Genomic DNA, 20,205 nt, shown 5'->3' on the forward strand with positions numbered 1-20,205 from the left:
AAAGCTGGGTGAAAGGCTGACGCGGCACATCCGGCGGCTCGCCCCTACAATTGGGCCAATTATCCAGTTTGTCACGCCATGCCCCGCCACAACCCCCTCGAACAACAACAAGGTTGCCTGCCGCGCATGGTGAATTCCCCGGTTTTTAAACCTCCCGGAGTATTTTCATGTCCAATCTGTTTGAGGCGACCGCCCTGGTCGTACCGTTTGAAAACCTGAGGATGACAGACGTCGAGGCCGTTGGCGGCAAGAACGCCAGCCTCGGCGAGATGATCTCGCAACTGCCCACCGGACCCCAGGGCGTGCGGGTGCCCACCGGATTCGCCACCACGGCGCATGCCTTCCGCGTGTTCCTGGCCCACGACGGGCTGGACAAAAAAATCAACGGCGTGCTGGACGCGCTCAACACCGACGACGTGCGTGCCTTGGCCGAGGCGGGCGCCAAAATCCGCGCGCTGGTCGAAGCCCAGCCTTTTCCGGCCGACCTCGAAAAAGCCGTGCGCGACAGCTTCGCCGTCCTGAGTGCCGGCAATGCCCAGGCCAGCTTCGCGGTGCGCTCCTCCGCCACGGCCGAGGATTTGCCCGACGCGTCCTTCGCGGGCCAACAGGAAACCTTCCTGAACGTAGTCGGCATCGAGGACGTGCTGCACAAGATGAAAGAGGTGTTCGCCTCGCTCTACAACGACCGCGCCATCAGCTATCGCGTGCACCAGGGTTTTGCCCATTCCGACGTGGCGCTGTCGGCCGGTATCCAGCGCATGGTGCGCAGCGACAAGGGCGCGGCCGGCGTGATGTTCACCATAGACACGGAAAGCGGCTTTGAAGACGTGGTCTTCATCACCTCCAGCTACGGCCTGGGCGAAACCGTGGTGCAGGGCGCCGTCAACCCCGACGAGTTCTACGTGCACAAGCCCATGCTCAAGGCCGGCAAGCGCGCCGTGATCCGCCGCAACCTGGGCAGCAAGCTGCTCCAGATGGAGTTCACCACGCCGGAGGAGAAAAAATCCGGCGGCAAGCTGGTCAAGACCACCGACGTGCCGACCGAGCTGCGCAACCGCTATTCGCTGAGCGACGAGGACGTCGAGCAACTGGCCCGCTACGCGCTCATCATCGAGGCGCATTACGGACGCCCCATGGACATCGAATGGGGCAAGGACGGCACCGACGGCCAGCTTTACATCCTGCAGGCGCGCCCCGAGACGGTGAAGAGCCAGGCCAAGGGCAAGGCTGAGCAGCGCTACACGCTCAAGGGCACCGGCACAGTATTGGCCGAGGGCAGGGCGATYGGCCAGAARATYGGCACCGGCCCGGTSCGCATCGTGCAYRACATCAASGASATGGACCAGGTGCAGGCCGGTGACATYYTGGTSACYGACATGACCGACCCGAACTGGGAGCCGGTGATGAAGCGCGCCAGTGCCATCGTCACCAACCGCGGCGGCCGTACCTGCCACGCGGCCATCATCGCGCGCGAGCTCGGCATCCCGGCCGTGGTCGGCTGCGGCGACGCGACCGAGACGCTCAAGGACGGCATGCTGGTGACGGTGAGCTGCGCCGAGGGCGACACCGGCAACATCTATGACGGCCTGCTCGAAACCGAGGTGACAGAGGTACAGCGCGGCGCGATGCCGCCCATAGACCTCAAGATCATGATGAACGTGGGCAACCCGCAACTGGCTTTCGACTTCTGCCAGGTGCCCAACCACGGCGTGGGCCTGGCGCGGCTGGAGTTCATCATCAACAACAACATCGGCGTGCACCCCAAGGCGATCCTGGAGTACCCCAACATCGATGCTGACCTCAAAAAAGCCGTCGAGAGCGTCGCCCGCGGCCATGCCTCGCCGCGCGCCTTTTACGTCGACAAGGTGGCTGAAGGCATCGCCACGATTGGCGCGGCTTTCTGGCCCAAGCCGGTGATCGTGCGCCTGTCGGACTTCAAGTCCAATGAGTACCGCAAGCTGATAGGCGGCTCGCGCTACGAGCCCGAAGAAGAAAACCCGATGCTGGGTTTCCGCGGCGCGGCGCGTTACCTGAGCCCGGATTTCGCCGAGGCCTTTGCCATGGAATGCGAAGCGCTCAAGCGCGTGCGCAACGACATGGGCCTGACCAACGTCGAGGTGATGGTGCCCTTTGTGCGCACCCTGGGCCAGGCCAAGGCCGTGACAGAACTGCTGGCCAAACACGGCCTCAAGCGCGGCGAGCAGGGCCTGAAAATCATCATGATGTGCGAGGTGCCGAGCAACGCGGTGCTGGCCGACCAGTTCCTCGAATTTTTCGACGGCTTCTCCATTGGCTCCAACGACCTGACCCAGCTCACGCTGGGCCTGGACCGCGACTCGGGCCTGGACATTCTGGCCAAAGACTTTGACGAACGCGATCCGGCGGTCAAGGCGCTGCTGAGCCAGGCCATTGCTGCCTGCAAGCGTGCCAACAAATACGTCGGCATCTGCGGCCAGGGGCCCAGCGACCATCCCGACTTTGCCCTGTGGCTCAAGGAGCAGGGCATAGGCTCGATCTCGCTGAACCCCGACACGGTGATAAGCACCTGGAAGCAGCTGGCCAGCTAGGCAGCTCCCTCGCGGGCTGACCGAGGGAAAACCCCCGGAGGCCGGCGCCACTCGCGGCAAGTAATTGGCGGTGCCTCCGATGACAATCGGAAGCACCGCTTTTCCTTGTCTGCCATCAGCCATGCTCGCCGCCGCCACCACCGCCAAACTGCTTGCTGAAATTGCGCTGCTCGCGCTGGCCGGCCAATGGGTGGTGGGCTTGCTGGCCGGCGCGGGACGCGACAACAATCTTTTTTACCGCCTGCTGCAACTGCTGGGCCGGCCCTGGGTGAGGGCTGCACGCTGGATTTCGCCGCCCGTGGTGCTAGAGCGCCACCTGCCGCTGGTGGCCTTCCTGGTATTGGCGATGCTGTGGCTTGCAGCCGCCGTCGCGAAAATCCGCATCTGCCTGGAAATCGGGGTGGCGCTGTGCAAATAGCTTTGCCGTTCGCGTTGTCCCTGCACTATCACTTCCTGAAAGCGCAGGCCCTGCTAATGCTTGCGGCCGGCAAGCGCGCGGCCGCCTTACCGAAGTTCGCCCAGATGCTGCGCCTGCGGCCAGCCGATCCTTACGCCCTGGCCAGCCGTGGCCATGTGGAGGCGCAACTGCATCTCACGCAGGAGGCGATTGCCAGCCTGCGGCAGCTCACCAGTGCCTGGCCGCTACAGGCCTCGGGCTGGTTCAACCTCGGCTATGTGCTGCAACAGGCCGGCCGCCATGGCGAGGCCGGCCCTGCTTTCGAACGTGCGCTGGCGCTGGACCCGAGCCTGGACCGGGCCTGGTACGGCCTGGCGTTGGTACGGATCGAAGAGCAGCGCTGGCCGGAAGCCGCCGAGGCGCTGGAGCGCAACACCGCGCTGCAGCCGCTGGGTCCCTACGGCTGGTACCGGCTCGCGCAGGTCTGGCTTGCGCTGGGCGAGGCAGGCAAGGCGCGCAAGGTTGTAGCCCATCTGCGGCGCTTTGAACCTCGCGTTGCCGCGCAACTGGAGCGCGAGAACGCCGCGGCGCTGCAGGCGGGCAGGGCGCCCACGACCGAGGCCGATCATGCAGCCGGCTGACAGCCACCGCCGCTACTGGCGCAAAAACCTGGTAGTGACGGCCGTGCTGCTGCTGGCCTGGTTCAGCGTGACTTTCGGGGTGAGCTATTTCGCGCGCGCGCTGAGTTTCCGTTTTTTCGGCTGGCCTTTCAGCTTCTGGATGGGCGCCCAGGGCGCCCTGTTGGTGTACTGCCTGATCATCGGCTTTTACGCCTGGTACATGAACCGGCTCGACATCGAGCACGACGTGGCGGACGGGGACTAGATGGCCGGCTTCTTCGGTTCGCGCGATGGGGTTTTACTCTCCAGCCAGCAGTTCAAGGCGCAGCTCAACCGCGTCTACCGCTGGTACACCGTGGGTCTGGTGGCGTTCGTGCTCATCCTCGCGGGCCTGGAGCGCATGGGCCTGCCGCGTCTGTGGATAGGCACGGCTTTCCTGCTGGCCACGATTGGACTGTACGCGGGCATAGGCATCATGAGCCGCACCACCGATGCGGGCGAATATTATGTGGCTGGCAGGCGCGTGCCGGCGGTCTACAACGGCATGGCCACCGGCGCCGACTGGATGTCGGCCGCGTCCTTCATCGGCTTGGCGGGAACGCTCTACCTCACGGGCTACAACGGCCTGGCCTTCATCATGGGCTGGACCGGCGGCTACTGCCTGGTTGCGCTGGTGCTGGCACCTTATCTGCGCAAGTTCGGCCAGTTCACCATTCCAGATTTCCTGGGCGAGCGTTATGGCGGCAGCCTGCCGCGCCTCATCGGTGTGGGGGCCGCCATCCTGTGCTCCTTTACCTATCTGGTCGCACAGATTTACGGCGTGGGCCTGATCACCTCCTACCTGACCGGCATCGCTTTCGAACTGGGCATCTTCCTGGGCCTGGGTGGCATCCTGGTGTGCTCATTCCTGGGCGGCATGCGCGCCGTCACCTGGACGCAGGTGGCGCAGTACATCATCCTGGTGGTGGCCTACCTGATCCCGGTGGTGTGGCTGTCGGTCAAGCAGACCGGCGTTCCGGTGCCGCAACTGGTCTACGGTTTTCAGCTCGAAAAGGTCAGTGCCAAGGAAAAAGAGCTGGCCGCGGACCCCAAGGAGCTGCAGGTGCGCGAGCTGTTCAGGCAGCGCGCGGAGGTGCTGTCCGGCAAGCTGGACCATCCGGCCGAATCGCTGGCCGCCGACAAACTGGCTGCAGCCAAACGCATGGAGCAGCTCAAGGGCGGCAATGCCTCGGTGGCCGAAATCAGCTCGGCGGCCAAGGCCCTGGCCACCATGCCCAGGGACGAGGCAGCGGCCGTCAAGGCCTGGACGGCCGCCAGGGCGGCAGCCGAGGCCAAGACCCAGCCGCTCAACGGCATGCCCGCCCATGCGGCTCAGTTCTCGGGCGACCCCGATGGCACGCCCAAGGAGCAGGAAAGCTACGACACGTCCCGCCGCAACTTCCTGGCGCTGGTGTTCTGCCTCATGGTGGGCACGGCCGCCTTGCCGCACATCCTGATGCGCTATTACACGGTGCCCAGCGTGCGTGAGGCACGGCAGTCGGTCACCTGGTCGCTGTTTTTCATCTTCTTGCTGTACTTCACCGCGCCGGCCCTGGCCGTGCTGGTGAAGTATGAAATCTTCACGGTGCTGGTCGGCACGCGGTTTGACCAGCTTCCGTCCTGGGTCAGCGCCTGGAGCCGGGTCGACCCGGGCCTGCTGTCGGTGGCCGACATCAACCGCGACAACATCCTGCAGCTCAATGAAATGACCATAGGCGGCGACATCATCGTGCTGCTCACTCCTGAGCTGGCGGGGCTGCCTTATGTGATCTCCGGCCTGGTGGCGGCCGGCGGGTTGGCCGCGGCGCTGTCGACCGCCGACGGCCTGCTGCTGACGATTGCCAATGCGCTGGGCCATGACCTTTATTACAAGATGATCGATCCCAACGCCTCCACCGTGAGCCGGGTCACGGTGTCCAAGATCCTGCTGCTTATCGTGGCCCTGCTGGCGGCCTATGTGGCGGCGCAAAAGCCGGCGGACATCCTGTTCCTGGTGTCGGCGGCGTTTTCCTTCGCCGCCGCCTCCTTCTTCCCGGCGCTCAGCCTGGGAATCTTCTGGAAGCGCGCCAACGGCGTAGGGGCCGTGCTGGGCATGGTTTCCGGCCTGGGCGTGACCTCCTATTACATGTTCACCAACCAGCCCTGGCTGCGCGCGACCTTCGGTATCACCTCGCCCGTGCAGCTGTGGTGGGGCATAGACCCGATTTCGGCCGGGCTTTTCGGTGTCCCGGTGGGTTTTGCGGTGATCGTGCTGGTTAGCCTGGCCACCCGGCCCCCCAGCCAGAAAATCCAGGAATTGGTCGAATACATCCGCTACCCGGACCTGAAACGCCTCTAGAGCCGGCGGCCAAGGCGTGAGCGGATATGTAACAGACATGGCGATTGGGGCTCATGTCTCCACCAGCAGGGGCCGCGGAACCGGCTTTGCCGGGCCGCAGGCGCAGCGCCCCCTCGGGGGGCAGCGACCCACACGAAGTGGGGGAGCGTGGGGGCATGCTATACTCTTGGGCTTCGCCTTGCTGCACCCTTAACGACGCTGGGGCAGCTTCAATCAACCACAAGGAGAGTTTATGCGTCACTATGAGATCGTCTTGCTGATCCACCCGGATCAAAGCGAGCAAGTCCCAGCCATGCTGGAACGTTACAAGGGCATGATCACCGCCGGCGGTGGAAAAGTGCACCGTGTTGAAGATTGGGGCCGCCGCCAACTGGTGTACCTGATCCAGAAACTGGCCAAAGCCCACTACCTCTGCATCAACATCGAAGCCAGCCAGGCTGTGATGGAAGAAATTGAACACGCGTTCAAGTTCAACGATGCCGTGCTGCGCCACCTGACCGTGGTCAAGAAAAAGGCCGAAACCGGCCCATCCCTCATGATGCGCAATGTCGAGAGGGAAGAAGCCCGTAAAGCCCAACAGCAGGAGTATGCGGCTTAATTGCCACCATGCTGTTGAACGCCTCGCTGCCGCGCAGCTGCCATTGAGCAAAAGCCCGCAGTGAACCACGTTGAACTGACCGCTTGTATCGCCGAGGCAAGTCCTCTTCGCTACACGCCCGCTGGAATCCCCGCCGCCAATTTCGTTCTCGAACACGAGTCCGAAATCGTCGAAGCCGGTGTTACCAGACAGGTCAAGTTGACGGTCAGGGCGGTTGCCTTCGGAACGCTGGCTGAGCAATCAGCCAAGTCGCCCTTAGGCCAGCCCTTCAGGTTCACCGGTTTCCTCATCAATGCGCGCACCAGCAAAGGCGTTGTTTTCCACATTCAAGCTCTGCACAAGGTAGAGCAAGTACCGAACCCCATTTAAGGAGTCCATCATGGCCGGACCAAAACGTTTCAACAAAGACAAGCGCCCCAAGCGCAATACCCAATCCCTGCTGTTCAAGCGCAAGCGCTTTTGCCGCTTTACCGCCGCCGGCGTTGAAGAAATCGACTACAAGGACATCGACACCTTGCGCGATTTCGTCGCCGAAAACGGAAAAATCATCCCCGCACGCCTGACCGGCACGCGCGCGATTTTCCAGCGCCAGATCAACACCGCCGTCAAGCGCGCTCGCTTCCTCGCGATGCTGCCTTACAGCGACCAGCACCGTACCCTGTAAGGAGCGCGACCATGCAAATCATTCTGCTCGACAAAGTCGTGAACCTCGGTAACCTCGGCGAAATCGTCAAGGTCAAAGACGGCTACGCACGCAACTTCCTGATCCCTTCGGGCCGCGCACGCCGCGCCACCGAAGCCAACAAGGCCGAATTCGAAGCCAAGCGCGTCGAACTCGAAAAGGCTGCGGCCGCCAAGCTGGCCGAGATGCAAGCCCAGGGCGAAAAGCTCGGCGGCACCACCGTCAAGCTCACGCAAAAAGCCGGTGTTGACGGCCGCCTGTTCGGTTCCGTCACCAACCACGACATTTCGGCTGAGCTGACCAAGCAGGGCTTCCCTGTCCTGAAGTCGCAGATCCGCATGCCAAACGGCCCGCTGAAGATCGTTGGCGACCACGCCGTGACCGTGGCTCTGCACACCGACGTGGCTGTGGACATCACCGTCACCGTGTACGGCGAAACCGCTTAAGCGTTTTCTCCCTCACTCAAAAAGCCGCTCGCCGAGCGGCTTTTTTCATGGCTGGCCGCCGGCGCCAGCTGTGCACATCTTCCCGCCGTATTTCCACCCGATTTCCCCTGGTTATCCACAGCCTTATCCCGCGGTGTTTTGCGCTCCCGGCGTACCATTCACCCTCTCCCAAGGAAACCCATGTCCGCCGTACTTTCCACCTATGACGATCCCGGCTACAGCCCCGATCGCCAGATCGCCCAGCTGCGCATCCCGCCGCATTCCATCGAGGGCGAATCCAGTGTCCTGGGCGGCTTGCTGCTCGACAACGGTGCCTGGGACCGGGTGGGAGACCTGCTGGTCGACGAGGACTTCTACCGTTCTGAACACAAGCTGATTTATGGCGCCATAGGCGCGCTGATCAACGCCACCAAGCCGGCCGACATCATCACCGTCTACGAATACCTGCAGAACCAGGGCAAGGCCGACGAGGTAGGGGGCCTGAGCTATTTGAATTCACTCGCCCAGTACGTGCCCAGCGCCAGCAACATCCGCCGTTATGCGGAAATCGTGCGCGAGCGCTCCATCCTGCGCAAGCTGGTGTCGGCTTCCGACGAAATTGCCACCAACGCCTTCAACCCGCAGGGCAAGGACGTCGCCACCATCCTCGACGAAGCCGAGCAAAAGATCTTCAAGATCGGCGAGCAGGGTTCGCGCATGAAGGAAGGTTTTCAGAGCATGGACACGTTGGTCGTGAGTCTGCTGGACCGCGTGACCGAGATGGCCGAAAATCCGCAAGACGTCACCGGCGTGCCCACGGGTTTTCGGGACCTCGACCAGATGACCTCCGGTTTCCAGGCCGGCGACCTGGTCATCCTGGCGGCGCGTCCTTCCATGGGCAAGACCGCGCTGGCCATCAATATCGCAGAACACGTCGCGCTCAACGAGGGCTTGCCGGTGGCCGTGTTCTCCATGGAAATGGGCGCCTCCCAGCTCGCCGTGCGTATCGTCGGCTCTATCGGCCGCATCGACCAGACCCATTTGCGCACCGGCGGCCTGACCGACGAGGAGTGGCCGCGCCTGACTGAAGCGATTGAAAAGCTGCGCACCGTTTCGCTGCATATCGATGAAACGCCTGGCCTCACCGTGAGCGAGCTGCGCGCCAACGCCCGGCGGCTGGCACGGCAGTGCGGCAAGCTCGGCCTTATCGTGGTCGACTATTTGCAGCTCATGAGCGTTTCCGGCGGCATGGCCGATGAGAACCGCGCCACCGCGGTCGGTGAAATCTCGCGCGGCCTGAAGATGCTGGCCAAGGAATTGCAGTGCCCGGTGATCGCCCTGTCGCAGCTCAGCCGCGGCGTCGAGTCGCGCACCGACAAGCGCCCCATGATGAGCGACCTGCGCGAATCCGGCGCCATCGAGCAGGACGCCGACATCATCATGTTCATCTACCGTGACGAGTACTACACCAAAGAGGCTTGCAAGGAGCCCGGCGTCGCCGAGGTCATCATCAGCAAGCAGCGTAACGGCCCCACGGGCACGGTGAAGCTGGCCTTCATCAACCGCATCACTAAATTCGAAAGCCTGGCGCATGGAGCGTCGGGAGATTTCTAACGTCTGCTGACGGCCGTCAAGGCGCAACACCCGCTTCAGCGGGCGCGCGCCTTTTTTTGTGTATGACCGTTACCGGCCCGGCGGAATGCATCGGTGCCGGTGTCGGTGCCGGGGCTTGCATGGGCCTGGCCGCAGACAAGTGCTCGGCGCTGCCAATGGCGGCATCCACGTCGGCATGGTTCAAGCGCTGGACCACGGAACCGTTGACCTGCAGATAACAGCCGTCGCGCGTGATGGCCAGAAAGCCGAACTCCATTCCACGGTGGACCGTCCCGATCACGCGGTAGTAGTCAACCGGTGGAATCGCCCAGGGTGCCCTCAGGATTTTGTGCAGGCGAACCGTGAGGCGTTCATTCATGTCGCTTCCTCTCTGGGCGGCATGCTGGATGGCCCCAGGCCCATCGGTCGCGACGGCTGACGCCCGCGATACCTTTCTCGGTCGCTATTTTCTGCATCGTTCTCCCCTTCAGACTTTGATCTCGCTCGGTGCGCCTGTGCGGCCTGCGCGGTCTATGTGCCGCTGCTCTTGCTGCGCTCATCGCGTTGCTTGCTGAACGCTTGTGAAGACGTTGAAAGGTATTCGAGTTCATCAAGCAAGTTCGCGCGAATTGTCTGCTCGCGGTAAATGTTTGTCGGATTTCCTGAAGCTCGCTCCTTTCGACCTGTTCTTTGCCGCCAAGACTGGCTAGCATCCGCCGGGACGGCAAGGCGCGATCAGCGTTCGTCTGGATGCAAAGCTTGTTTCGTCCGGTCGTTTCGCCGGCACCCGAACCGTCGCTTGAAGTGTGAAGTTGTTAACCAACCTATAAGGAAAATTCTTATGACTACCACCTCGAACAACGCGGAAGCCCATGCCCTGCCGCGTAACCTGACATCCAATTTCAAAGGGGACGTGCACTCACTCAACCAGAAGGTCGTGGAAGGCCGCATTCTTGAAACCGCGATTGCCCAGCTCGCTGGCCGCCCAGGGTTCAACCCCGCCGCGATCAGCATCGTGTTCGGCCTGAAGTGGTAACTGCCGGCTAGCCGCCGCGGGGTGCGCGAGTCCGTCTCGCGTGCCCCGTCCCGGCCCCGGCTCCATCTTTGCTTCCACAATGTTTCGCTCGTCCATCGTCAAGCTGACCGCGGTATGTGACATCGATTGCACCTACTGCTATATGTTCAACCAGGCGGACCAGACCTTCAAGCGCATGCCGGCGCGCATGCTGCTGCACACCGCCTTGCGCCTGCTGGACCGCATCTGCGACTACTATCCACCGGGCGAGCCCGAACCTTTCTCTATCGTCTTGCATGGCGGTGAGCCCATGCTCTGGCCAGATGCCAGCTTTGCCGCGCTGCTTTCAGCGGTCGAGCGGCGCCGCGACCAGGGGTGGCATCTCGATGTCGCTGTGCAGACCAACCTGGTGCAGCCGGTCAACCCGGAATTGCTCGCGCTGTTTCGCGAGCACCGGGTGTCGCTCGGCGTCAGCCTCGACGGCCCGCGCGAGGTGAACGATGCCGCGCGCGTTGACAAGCTCGGCCGCGGCACTTATGAGCGCGTCATGGCCAACATCAATCGCATGCTGGATGACGGTGACGGCGCCCTGATCGGTGGTTTCCTTTCGGTGGCCAACCCTTCGTTGTCGCCKCCCGACTTCCTCGCCTGGGTGCGCAGCCTGCCGGTTCCAAAGGTCGATGTGTTGTGGCCCATCGAGTTCAATTGGCGGAACCCTCCATGGCCGCTGGGCGCTTCGCGCGCTTATGCCGCCGAGCCGCGCTACGGCGCCTGGTTTGCGGATCTGTTCCGCGCCTGGTGGGCACTGGATGATCCGGGCCTCACCATACGGCTCTTCAACAATCTGCTGCACGTCGCGCTGGGAGGGCAGGGTCATATCGATGCCCTGGTGAACGATAGCTACAACATGTTCGTCGTCAATACCGACGGCAGCTACGAATACCCCGACTACCTGCGCGTGGCGGGCGACGGCTCGGCCAGCACGCCCTTTCATATTGATACGGACGGCATTGCCGTGCTGGCCGGCGATCCGCTGTTCGCCCGGCTGCTCAACCTGCGCGCCGAACTTCCCGCGAAATGTGGAGGCTGCCGCCACCGCCGGGTCTGCGGTGGTGGTTTCCTGCCCGGCCGCAGCGACGCCAGCGACGGCATCTCGCCCCGCGAGTCCGTGCTGTGCGCGGACCAGATGCATTTTTTTGACACTGCCCTCGGCCTCATCGAATCCTCACTTCAACAGCGAGATACCCATGTCCACAGTGACCCAGCAAATGCCGCCGCAGGCCTCCAGGCCTGAGCTGCAGTCCGCCGATTTCGTCGAACTCGCCCTGATGCCGGACGCCGTCATCACGGCCGAACTGGTCGGCGCTTCGGCATTCGACCGCCTGGATGACTTCCGGGCCCTGGCCGACATCGTGCGGACTTCGCCGGCGCTGGCTGCGCACCGCGAACGTTGGGAACAGGCTGCGGTCGACCTCGAAGCGCTGTTGGTGCATGAACGCATCGCCATCGGATCGTCGCCTCTGTATCGCCGCTGGCTGCACGCGACGGGGCGTGCGCTGATCGAGGGCGCACCGCCGACGGCCCTCGAGCCGCTGCTCGCGGCGGTCGCCAATTACGTGCCGGGCTTCACCGAAACGTCGCCGCGCGCCAGGGTGTTGATGGCGCGCGATGGTCGCATAGAAACCTGGGATTGCACCAGCAGCGTCGAGCTGCCGGCCGGCTACCCGGACGGCGGCTGGCAATGCAGGCGCAAAGGGGCATGGGTGCAACTGAGCCGCCCGAGCTCGGGCGTCCAGACGCTGAGCTCATGCCTGGTCCCGACGGAGGCGGTGCTGCCGCGATCCAACATCGTTGTCCGCAACGACTTGCCGGGCCTGCGGGTGTCGCTCGACGAGACACGCACACCCGAGCGTGGCAGTGCCGTGCGCGAGCAGGAAATCGACGCGCGGGAGCGTTCCTACCCGCAGGGCCGCCATCGTCCCGTCGTCGAAGCGGCGCAAGCCCTGCTGTCGACCTGGCCTGAGGAGTACGAGGACTGGCGCTGCATGATGCGTGTCGTGGTGCCGCGCATGCCGCCGCCAGGCTGGCAGATGGAGGGATTCACGATCTCATCCATGCAGGGTGCGGCATGGATCCATCCATCCAGCACCCTGCGCACCCTCGAGAGCCTGGTGCATGAGCACAGCCACGTCAAGCTGCGCTACGTCGAGGAGGCCGTTCCGCTGCTGCAAGCCGGACAGACCCGCGCGCGCTTTCGCGTCGGCTGGCGTACCGACCCTCGCCCTGTGGTTGGCATCTTCGAGGGAGTGTATGTGCACCTGCACTGCGTCATGGCGCTGGTCCGTTACCTGGAGGGCAACGGCCTTGATGCCGCGGAGCGGTGCGAAGCCGCCGCCCGCCTGAACGAGTTGCGGGCCCAGGCGCGCGAAGGATTTGAGCTCTTGCGCGGGCACGCTCACTTCACCGAGGCAGGGCAGGGCTTTCTGCGCTGGGCCGAGGCCGCCTTGCGCGACACCTGACCGGCCGGCCCTCGGGCCTTGGAGGGTCAAGGCCGAATCAGAGGGAAGGGCTGCTCAGCGCACGCATTCAAAGCCGTACTGGCCTTCGGCCGGCTTGGTGATCAGCCGGGCATGCTGGCCGCCGCGCTTCTGGCACTGGGTTTCGGCGATCTCCGAGGCGTCAGCGAGCTGCGAAGGGCGGCCTTTGACGATGATCAGTTTTTCGGTATTGCTGAGCAGCTCGGCGGCGCAACCGGAGAGCAGGGCGGCGGCAAGCAACACAAAAGACAACAGGTACGGGTTTTTCATGAAAATTTCCTTGATGGGAATAATGTAATCGGTGCTCCCGGTATGCCATGCTATGCGTTGGCGCGATGCGTGCCCGGATAATGCATACCAAACAAGAAGGAGGGGCCACGATGTTGCGTTTGACCTTGCTGGTTGTCGGCGTTCTGGGGGCGGGTTTGTACAACCTGGCATGGGCCGGTGAAAACCTGCGTACGTTTTCATCCGAGTTGTTGGCTTTTGAAAGCCGGCAGGTGTTGCTGCCGGAGCCGCCAGTCAAGTATTCGGATCCTGAAAACGGCGCGAATTTGCGCAAGCTGCTGGATCCCGCCCGGGCATCAGGCATTGTCGACGAATACCTCGACGGACTGGCAAAAAACGCCGCTGAGCCCGAGGTCCCCAAACTGATACAGCCCTTGCTGGCTCGCTACGAAAAAGCGTTTGCCGCCAATCCTCGAGCCTATGAGGAAGAGTATCTGGACGCGCTCAACTGGAGTGTGCTGGTTGTTGAGCGCGGCGCCCGAACGACCGCCCAGACATCCCTGCCAGCGTCCACTGGTTCCACGGAAGAACAGGCGGCGATGCAGAAGCTGATCGAGAGCCTCAAGGGTTTGACGAACACCATGTTGGGACTTCTGGCCCAAAGCATCCGCGACAAAGTGACCAAGGGCATGTTCAGCCCTGCGGGGGCAAAACGCGCGCTGGAGATGGCCGACCGGCTTAACCCTCCGGTGAAAGGTGCTGCCATTGCCGCGACTGAGGCCCCGGCCCAGATGCGCACGCGTAATGTCGTGAGCGGCGAAGAAGTTTATCGCGCGCAGTGCGTGGCCTGCCATGCCAGCGGCATCGCCGGTTCGCCAAAACAGGGCGACGTCGCCGCCTGGGCGCCACGTATCCGGTTGGGTTTTGCTTCCATGCTTCAGTCCACTCTCAAGGGCAAGGGTGTCATGCCTTCCCAGGCGGGCGGTGACTTTCAGGAACTGGAGCTGGCCAGGGCGGTGGCCTATCTGGCGAACACCGCAGGGGGTAAATTCGCGGAGCCGCCTCTGCCGACCGGGCACCCCGGTACCGTCAGCTTCAAGCTCGTTCCGCCGAGGGCAGCCATTCCCCGACCCCCTGCTGTTCCTTATTACGCGATGAATGCCAACCAGAAAATGGGGTTGGGTGAGCGCACCTACCAGGCCAACTGCGCCGCCTGCCATCAGGCCAATGGCCGTGGAGCCGGGCCCATTCCAGACCTGGGCAATGCCTCCACGCTCGCCAAAAACGACAGCGCCATCGGAATCATGCTGAATGGCTCAAAAACCGGCGGCATGCCCAGCTGGACCATGCTGCCCAACGAAGAAATCGCCGAGGTCATTAACTACGTGCGTTTCAAATTCACCAGCCATCTGGTTGAATTCGTGACGCCTGAAGAGGTTCAAGCCCGTCGCAGGTAGAAGGGTGATCAGCATTCAACGAGAGAGGGTACGCTTGAAGCTGATGAGCGAATGGCTTTACGGTAGCCCCAGCGCCTTGTACACCCGCAGCGCCCCGTAGGCATCATTGGCAGCGTAGACGATTTGCGCTTCCGTGAGCCGTTCATTGGCCCAGTTGGAGGTCGCCGCTTTTTTGGATTTGAGGAAGCGCTTGTTGAACACCACGGCCACTGCGCCGCGCACGCCCATGTCCTTGCGGTAACCGCGTTCACGGAAGACCACGTTCAGGTCCAGCACGCCTTGCAGGTCCACGCCCAGCTTGCGGATGATGCGGCGCTGGTCGTCGCCCAGGCCGAAGCCGGCTTTGATGACAGCGGGCGAACTGAGCACCAGGCCGACCGCGCGGCGGCATTCGGCGTCTTCGAGCTGAAAAATCCAGGCCTTGTCCAGAGCCGAGAGCTGCACGATGTGCGGGCCTTCGGAGGCTTCGTTTTTGGCGAAGGTGGGTTTGGATTCGGTATCAAAGCCCAGCACAGTGGCGCCTGTGAGATCCTTGAGCGCCTGGGCTGCCCGGGCGGGCGTGGAGACCACCTCGATCTGGTCCAGGCCCAGCCGCTCGAAGGGCTCCAGCAGGGCGATGGCTTCCTTGTCGGGGGTGGGATAGCGCTCGGTCATAGGGTTCCATGCAAAAGGGAAGTGGGCGACGGGGAAAAGGGAAGGCGCAAAAAAACAGCGGTGGCGGGCTCCAGAGCTTACAGTCCAGGGTAGCGCATTACACCGGACAGCCCGCACCACCGACATCATGGCAGCAGCCCAAAGCATCACCACCGAGCATTACAAGCTCTTTCCGTCGCCGCGCAACCGGCACCGCACGATTTTCCTGCACCAGGTGTTTGTGCCGCATTCTTTCATGCTCATCGACCTGGAAAGCTATCGGTTCAAGGGTAAGTACAGCCTGTTCGGCGCCTGCCGGCTGGCCGACATGCGCATGGGTCAGCTGGTCACGCTTGAGCTGCCCGAGGACGAGGCCGCCTTCAACGCGAAATTCGTGCCGGACTGAGCCACATTGGGTCCTGGCGAATGCCGCTTACGCCGCGCAGCATTTCCTGTTGGAATAAATTTCCGGGTATTCTGACACGGCCCCGGGGGGAGCCGCCCGCCTGCTTGATGTAGATCAACAGCGTCGCCGGCGGCCGTCCCTATAGTCAAACTGACGGCCCGGTTCAGGTGGGTGCGTCCCGGCAGTTGCCGGGGCTGCCATCCGGCAGGTGCGGCCGCTAACCAGGGCAGATCCATGACCACTCATCACGCCACCCTTCACGGCGGGCAATCGTCGGCATCGCCGGCCGCTGCGGGGCCCACCGACCTGGCCCTGCCGCTGGCCGGGTTCTCGCAATGCCACTTCAGCATTGCCTCGCAGTTGCAGGCCTTCGCGGAGCTGCCGGGCCTGCTGGCAGCACAGGCGCAGGCCCACACCATCGCCACCCGCACCTTGAGCCTCTTCAAATACGCCGTGGCCGGACACCATGCCGACGAGGAGGGCGAGCTGTTTCCCGCCGTGTTGCGCAATGCCGTCAAGGGGGAGGAAGCGGTCCGGGTCCAGACCCTGGTGATGCGCCTGACCGCCGACCACCGCCGCATCGATGCACTCTGGAAGGAACTGGAGCCCGCGGTGAGGGCGGTGGCAAACAACCGGCCGGCTGAACTGGACCTGGTGGCCGTCGAAGCCTTGGTGCAGGCTTACCTCGCCCATGCGCGCTATGAGGAAGAGTTCTTCCTTCCGCTGGCCGAAGAAATCCTGGGGCGCAACGACAAACGCATGGCGGCCCTGGGCCTGTCGCTTCACCTCAGGCATGCGCCCATGGTGTGATCCAACCGGTGAAAGGCCCTGGGCGCCCGGCTGGTTCCGGTGTTCTCAGCCCTGCAACTGCCGCGCCAGCAGCACCGCCACGTGGATCGCCTCGCGCTGCGCGCCGTCCTTGATCTGGTGGCGGCAACTGGTGCCGTCGGCCACCACGATTGCGTCGGGCTGCTTGCGCACCGCCGGCAGCAGGCTCAGCTCGGCCATCTGCATCGACACCTCATAATGCCCCGCTTCATAGCCGAAGCTGCCGGCCATGCCGCAGCAGCTGGATTCGATCAGCTCAGGCTTGGCGCCCGGAATCAGCTTGAGCACGTCCAGAATGGGGCTCACCGCGCCGAAGGCTTTCTGGTGGCAGTGGCCGTGCAACAGAATAGGCTGGGCTGAAGGCTTGAGCCGGCCCTTGAGCATCTCGAGCTTGCCGTCGGCCGCCTCGCGCGCCAAAAACTCTTCCAGCAGCAGTGCATGGCGGCTGATGGCCTGCGCCGCCTCGCCCAGGCCCATCACCAGCATCTCGTCGCGCAGCGTCAGCAGGCAGGAAGGCTCGAGGCCGACGATGGCGATGCCCCGTTCGGCGAAGGGTAGCAGGGCTCCCACCACCTCGCGCGCCTTGGCCTTGGCCCTGTCCACCATGCCGCTGGCCAGGTAGGTGCGGCCGCAGCACAGGCTTTTGCCGTCGGGCGTGGTCTTGGCGGCCACATGCACCGTGTAGCCGGCGGCCTGCAGCACCTTGAGCGCGGCCAGCGCGTTCCCGGATTCGAAATAGCCGTTGAAGGTGTCCACGAACAGCACCACGGGCCGCGTGGCGGCCAGCACTTCTTCGCGGCTGGCGGTGTGGATGCGGCCGTGCGGCGCCGCGTCGGCCTCACCCGAGGCGTCCAGGCGCTTCCAGAAGGTGTTGCCGCTCCACTGCGGCAAGGTGCGGCGCGCTGAGAGACCCAGCAGTTTTTCGCTCAACGCGGCCAGGCCGGGCACCTTGTCGCGCAGGTTGAGCAGCGGCGCGAAGCGGCTGGCCCAGTGCGCGTAGTCGGGCAGGTGGGCGACCAGCCGGTCTTTCAGCGTGTAGCCGTGCCTGGCTTTGTAGTGGTGCAAAAACTCCACCTTCATCTTGGCCATGTCCACGCCGGTGGGGCAGTCGCGCTTGCAGCCCTTGCAGCCCACGCACAGGTCCATGGCTTCCTGCACGGCTTCGCTGGTGAAAGCGTCTTCTGCTTTCAAGCCATCCAGCTGGCCCGACAGCGCCAGGCGCAGCGTGTTGGCGCGCCCCCGCGTCAGATGTTTTTCGTCGCGTGTGGCGCGGTAGCTGGGGCACATGGTGCCGGCATCGAACTTTCTGCAGTGGCCGTTGTTGTTGCACATCTCCACGGCCTTGGCAAAACCCTGGGCCGGGTCGCCGCCCGTTCCCGGCTCGCTGGTCTGCTCGGTCACCGGGTCGTTCTGCACGTTCCAGGCGCTCCAGTCGAGTGCGGTCTTGATCGGGATGACCTTGTAGCTGGGCGGGAAACGCATCAGCCGGGCGTCGTCCATCTTCGGCGGGTTGATGATGCGATTCGGGCTCAGCAGGTTCAGCGGGTCCAGGTAGTTCTTGATCTGCGCAAAAGCGTCGTTGATCTTGGTCCCGAACTGCCATTCGATCCACTCGCCGCGGCACAGGCCGTCACCGTGCTCGCCGCTGTAGGCACCCTTGTAGTGGCGCACCAGGGCCGAGGCCTCTTCGGCGATCGCGCGCATCTTGGTGCCGCCTTCGCGCCGCATGTCCAGGATGGGCCGCACGTGCAGCGTGCCGACCGAGGCGTGGGCGTACCAGGTGCCCTTGCTGCCGTATTTGCGGAAGACCTGCGTCAGTGCGTCGGTGTATTCGGCCAGGTGCTCCAGCGGCACGGCGCAGTCCTCGATGAAGCTGACCGGCTTGCCGTCGCCCTTGAGGCTCATCATGATGTTCAGGCCCGCCTTGCGCACTTCCCAGAGGTTCTTCTGCGGCGCGTCCTCGATCATCTCGACCACCGAGCCGGGCAGGCCCAGGTCGCCCATCAACTCGACCAGCTGGCGCATCTTGGGCACCAGTTCGGACTTGGACTTGCCCGAAAACTCCACCAGCAAAATCGCGTCGGGCCGGCCGATGAGGGCGGTGCGCACCGTGGGCGCAAAGGCCGGGTTCTGCAGCGAGAGTTCGATCATGGTGCGGTCCACCAGCTCGACCGCGCTCAGCGTGCCGTCGCCGCCCAGCTGCACGATGTGCTGGGCCGTGTCCATCGCCTTGTAGAAGGTCGGGAAGTTCACCACGCCCAGCACCTTGGTGCGCGGCAGCTCGGCCAGCCGCAGTGTCAAGGACTTCGTCAGCGCCAGCGTGCCTTCGCTGCCCACCAGCAGGTGGGCCAGGTTGACCGAGCCGTCTTGTGTGTAGGGCTTCTCGTTCTGGTTGTTGAAGATGTCCAGGTTGTAGCCGGCCACCCGGCGCAGTACCTTGGGCCAGTGCGCTTCGAGCTCGGGCCGCAGCTGGTCGGACAGCGCCTTGACGTAATCGCCCAGCTCGCGCGCCGCACCGCCTGCCTTGTCGTAGCGCCCCAGTTCCAGCAGGCTGCCGTCGGAGCACCAGGCGGTCGCACCCAGCACGTTGTGCACCATGTTGCCGTAGGCGATGCTGCGGCTGCCGCAGGAGTTGTTGCCCGCCATGCCGCCCAGCGTGGCCTGCGCGCTGGTCGACACGTCCACCGGGTACCACAGGCCGTGCTGCTTGAGCGAGGCGTTCAGGTGGTCCAGCACGATGCCGGGCTGGACTTCGGCCGTGCGCTCGCCCAGGTCCACGTCCAGGATGTTTCGCAGGTGTTTGGCATGGTCTATGACCAGGCCCGCGCCCACGGTCTGCCCGCACTGGCTGGTGCCGCCGCCGCGCGGGACGATGGGCACCTGCAGGTCGCGGCAGATGTCCAGCGCGGTTTTCACGTCGTCATCGGTGCGCGGCACGAACACGCCCACCGGCGTCATCTGGTAGATGGACGCGTCGGTGGCGTAGCGGCCCCGGTCCGCCGGCGAGAACAGCACCTCGCCCTGGGTTTCGGCGGCCAGGCGCGCGGCCAGCCGGCCGGCGACCTCATTGCTGACGCGGGCCACGTCGTCATATGCCTGGGCCGCGGCCTCGCGGCCGATCTTGAGGGGGAGGGGGGCGTTCATCGCGGCGTTTCGCCTTTTTTCTGTGTGGGGGCTGTGGGGAGGATCGCGCTTGTTGGCCAGGTGGTCCAGCAGAACGCGGCGCATGGCCGCCGCGTCGCGCGCCTCCAGGGCCTCAATCATCTGCTCGTGTTCTTTCACGGCCGCTTTCCATTTTTCCTCGTCCTGGTTGGAGCGAAAGCGCAGTGCCTGCAGGCGCGCATTGACCTGCGCGTAGGTGCTGGCCAGCACCGGGTTCTTGGCCGCTGCGTTGATGGCGTTGTGGATCGCGGCGTTGAGCCGGTAGTAATTGGGCAGGTCGCGGCGCGTGTAGGCGGCCAGCATTTCGAAATGCATGGCCTTGATCTCGGCCAGCTCGGCCGCGGTGATGCGTTCGGCCGCCAGTTCGCCCGACTGGGCTTCCAGCCCGGCCATCACCTCGAAGGTGTTGAGCACGTCGGCTTCCGTCAGCTCCACCGCGATCGCGCCGCGGTTCGGCAGCAGCTCCACCAGGCCTTCGGCGGCCAGCATCTTGATGGCCTCGCGCAGCGGCGTGCGCGAGACGTTGAGCACCTCGCTGAGTTCGCGCTCATTGAGCTTGGCGCCCGGCAGGATACGGTTTTCCACCAGCATCTGGCGCAGCCGGTGCGCGACCTGTTCGTGCAGTGCCGCACGCGGGATGGGGATGATTTCAGCAACCATGTGGAAATTTTGTATGCAAA

20 protein-coding genes are annotated in these 20,205 nt (G+C 63.9%); 16 read left to right on the plus strand and 4 right to left on the minus strand.

The window, feature by feature from the left end; genetic code table 11:
• Nucleotides 1-167 precede the first annotated feature (167 nt).
• The 10 genes from ppsA (at nucleotide 168) to dnaB (ending at nucleotide 9,280) form a co-directional block, all read left to right on the plus strand.
• The gene (gene ppsA / locus AC1D1Y_RS11515) at nucleotides 168-2,567 is read left to right on the plus strand and encodes a phosphoenolpyruvate synthase (RefSeq protein WP_477682463.1); all 2,400 of its coding nucleotides are present in this window, start codon (nucleotides 168-170) and stop codon (nucleotides 2,565-2,567) included.
• A 121-nt stretch (nucleotides 2,568-2,688) separates the two neighbouring features.
• On the plus strand, nucleotides 2,689-2,985 hold the full coding sequence (locus tag AC1D1Y_RS11520) for a hypothetical protein (RefSeq protein WP_477682464.1): 297 nt from the start codon (nucleotides 2,689-2,691) through the stop codon (nucleotides 2,983-2,985).
• A complete protein-coding gene (locus AC1D1Y_RS11525) occupies nucleotides 2,976-3,605 on the plus strand; it encodes a tetratricopeptide repeat protein (protein ID WP_477682465.1) in 630 nt (209 codons plus the stop codon). The genes AC1D1Y_RS11520 and AC1D1Y_RS11525 overlap by 10 nt, the downstream gene beginning before the upstream one ends.
• Nucleotides 3,592-3,849 (plus strand): DUF4212 domain-containing protein, encoded by a 258-nt coding sequence (locus AC1D1Y_RS11530; RefSeq protein WP_477682466.1) that lies wholly within the window; start codon nucleotides 3,592-3,594, stop codon nucleotides 3,847-3,849. Before AC1D1Y_RS11525 ends, AC1D1Y_RS11530 begins: the two co-directional genes overlap by 14 nt.
• The gene (locus AC1D1Y_RS11535; RefSeq protein WP_477682467.1) at nucleotides 3,850-5,961 is read left to right on the plus strand and encodes a sodium:solute symporter family protein; all 2,112 of its coding nucleotides are present in this window, start codon (nucleotides 3,850-3,852) and stop codon (nucleotides 5,959-5,961) included.
• Between the two features lie 232 nt (nucleotides 5,962-6,193).
• A complete protein-coding gene (gene rpsF, locus AC1D1Y_RS11540) occupies nucleotides 6,194-6,559 on the plus strand; it encodes a 30S ribosomal protein S6 (RefSeq protein ID WP_007871089.1) in 366 nt (121 codons plus the stop codon).
• A 60-nt stretch (nucleotides 6,560-6,619) separates the two neighbouring features.
• Nucleotides 6,620-6,928 carry a primosomal replication protein N gene (gene priB / locus AC1D1Y_RS11545; protein ID WP_477682468.1) on the plus strand — a complete coding sequence of 103 codons (309 nt, stop codon included), beginning with the start codon at nucleotides 6,620-6,622 and terminating at the stop codon, nucleotides 6,926-6,928.
• A gap of 10 nt (nucleotides 6,929-6,938) precedes the next feature.
• Nucleotides 6,939-7,223, plus strand: a complete 285-nt coding sequence (rpsR, locus tag AC1D1Y_RS11550; RefSeq protein ID WP_007871078.1) for a 30S ribosomal protein S18 — start codon at nucleotides 6,939-6,941, stop codon at nucleotides 7,221-7,223.
• 11 nt (nucleotides 7,224-7,234) lie between these two features.
• Nucleotides 7,235-7,687, plus strand: a complete 453-nt coding sequence (rplI, locus tag AC1D1Y_RS11555) for a 50S ribosomal protein L9 (protein WP_477654069.1) — start codon at nucleotides 7,235-7,237, stop codon at nucleotides 7,685-7,687.
• Between the two features lie 180 nt (nucleotides 7,688-7,867).
• Nucleotides 7,868-9,280 carry a replicative DNA helicase gene (gene dnaB / locus AC1D1Y_RS11560; protein ID WP_477654068.1) on the plus strand — a complete coding sequence of 471 codons (1,413 nt, stop codon included), beginning with the start codon at nucleotides 7,868-7,870 and terminating at the stop codon, nucleotides 9,278-9,280.
• A gap of 16 nt (nucleotides 9,281-9,296) precedes the next feature.
• Here dnaB and AC1D1Y_RS11565 read toward each other — a convergent pair whose 3' ends face one another.
• Nucleotides 9,297-9,638, minus strand: a complete 342-nt coding sequence (locus AC1D1Y_RS11565; protein ID WP_477682469.1) for a hypothetical protein — start codon at nucleotides 9,636-9,638, stop codon at nucleotides 9,297-9,299.
• Between the two features lie 462 nt (nucleotides 9,639-10,100).
• Here AC1D1Y_RS11565 and AC1D1Y_RS11570 point away from each other — a divergent pair, with 462 nt between their 5' ends.
• From AC1D1Y_RS11570 to AC1D1Y_RS11580, 3 genes are all read left to right on the plus strand, one after another.
• On the plus strand, nucleotides 10,101-10,295 hold the full coding sequence (locus AC1D1Y_RS11570; protein WP_477678253.1) for a hypothetical protein: 195 nt from the start codon (nucleotides 10,101-10,103) through the stop codon (nucleotides 10,293-10,295).
• Between the two features lie 79 nt (nucleotides 10,296-10,374).
• A complete protein-coding gene (locus tag AC1D1Y_RS11575; protein ID WP_477682470.1) occupies nucleotides 10,375-11,568 on the plus strand; it encodes a radical SAM protein in 1,194 nt (397 codons plus the stop codon).
• A complete protein-coding gene (locus AC1D1Y_RS11580) occupies nucleotides 11,522-12,793 on the plus strand; it encodes an aKG-HExxH-type peptide beta-hydroxylase (protein ID WP_477682471.1) in 1,272 nt (423 codons plus the stop codon). The genes AC1D1Y_RS11575 and AC1D1Y_RS11580 overlap by 47 nt, the downstream gene beginning before the upstream one ends.
• A gap of 54 nt (nucleotides 12,794-12,847) precedes the next feature.
• Here AC1D1Y_RS11580 and AC1D1Y_RS11585 read toward each other — a convergent pair whose 3' ends face one another.
• Complete coding sequence (locus tag AC1D1Y_RS11585; protein ID WP_477682472.1) at nucleotides 12,848-13,081, minus strand: hypothetical protein; 234 nt, start codon at nucleotides 13,079-13,081, stop codon at nucleotides 12,848-12,850.
• Nucleotides 13,082-13,191: 110 nt separating this feature from the next.
• On the opposite strand from AC1D1Y_RS11585, the gene AC1D1Y_RS11590 reads away from it, so the two are divergent.
• Nucleotides 13,192-14,496, plus strand: coding sequence for a c-type cytochrome (locus AC1D1Y_RS11590; RefSeq protein WP_477682473.1), 1,305 nt, complete (start codon nucleotides 13,192-13,194; stop codon nucleotides 14,494-14,496).
• A gap of 57 nt (nucleotides 14,497-14,553) precedes the next feature.
• Here AC1D1Y_RS11590 and AC1D1Y_RS11595 read toward each other — a convergent pair whose 3' ends face one another.
• Nucleotides 14,554-15,150: a 3'-5' exonuclease gene (locus AC1D1Y_RS11595; protein ID WP_477682474.1), complete on the minus strand. Its 597-nt coding sequence runs from the start codon at nucleotides 15,148-15,150 to the stop codon at nucleotides 14,554-14,556.
• Nucleotides 15,151-15,277: 127 nt separating this feature from the next.
• On the opposite strand from AC1D1Y_RS11595, the gene AC1D1Y_RS11600 reads away from it, so the two are divergent.
• Together AC1D1Y_RS11600 and AC1D1Y_RS11605 are read left to right on the plus strand one after the other, a co-directional pair.
• Nucleotides 15,278-15,535, plus strand: coding sequence for a hypothetical protein (locus tag AC1D1Y_RS11600; RefSeq protein WP_477682475.1), 258 nt, complete (start codon nucleotides 15,278-15,280; stop codon nucleotides 15,533-15,535).
• A gap of 234 nt (nucleotides 15,536-15,769) precedes the next feature.
• The gene (locus AC1D1Y_RS11605; protein ID WP_477682476.1) at nucleotides 15,770-16,345 is read left to right on the plus strand and encodes a hemerythrin domain-containing protein; all 576 of its coding nucleotides are present in this window, start codon (nucleotides 15,770-15,772) and stop codon (nucleotides 16,343-16,345) included.
• Nucleotides 16,346-16,390: 45 nt separating this feature from the next.
• On the opposite strand, the gene AC1D1Y_RS11610 is transcribed toward AC1D1Y_RS11605, so the two are convergent.
• Complete coding sequence (locus AC1D1Y_RS11610; protein ID WP_477682477.1) at nucleotides 16,391-20,185, minus strand: FAD-linked oxidase C-terminal domain-containing protein; 3,795 nt, start codon at nucleotides 20,183-20,185, stop codon at nucleotides 16,391-16,393.
• Nucleotides 20,186-20,205 lie beyond the last annotated feature (20 nt).

The organism is Polaromonas sp. P1_G1 (assembly GCF_056405595.1).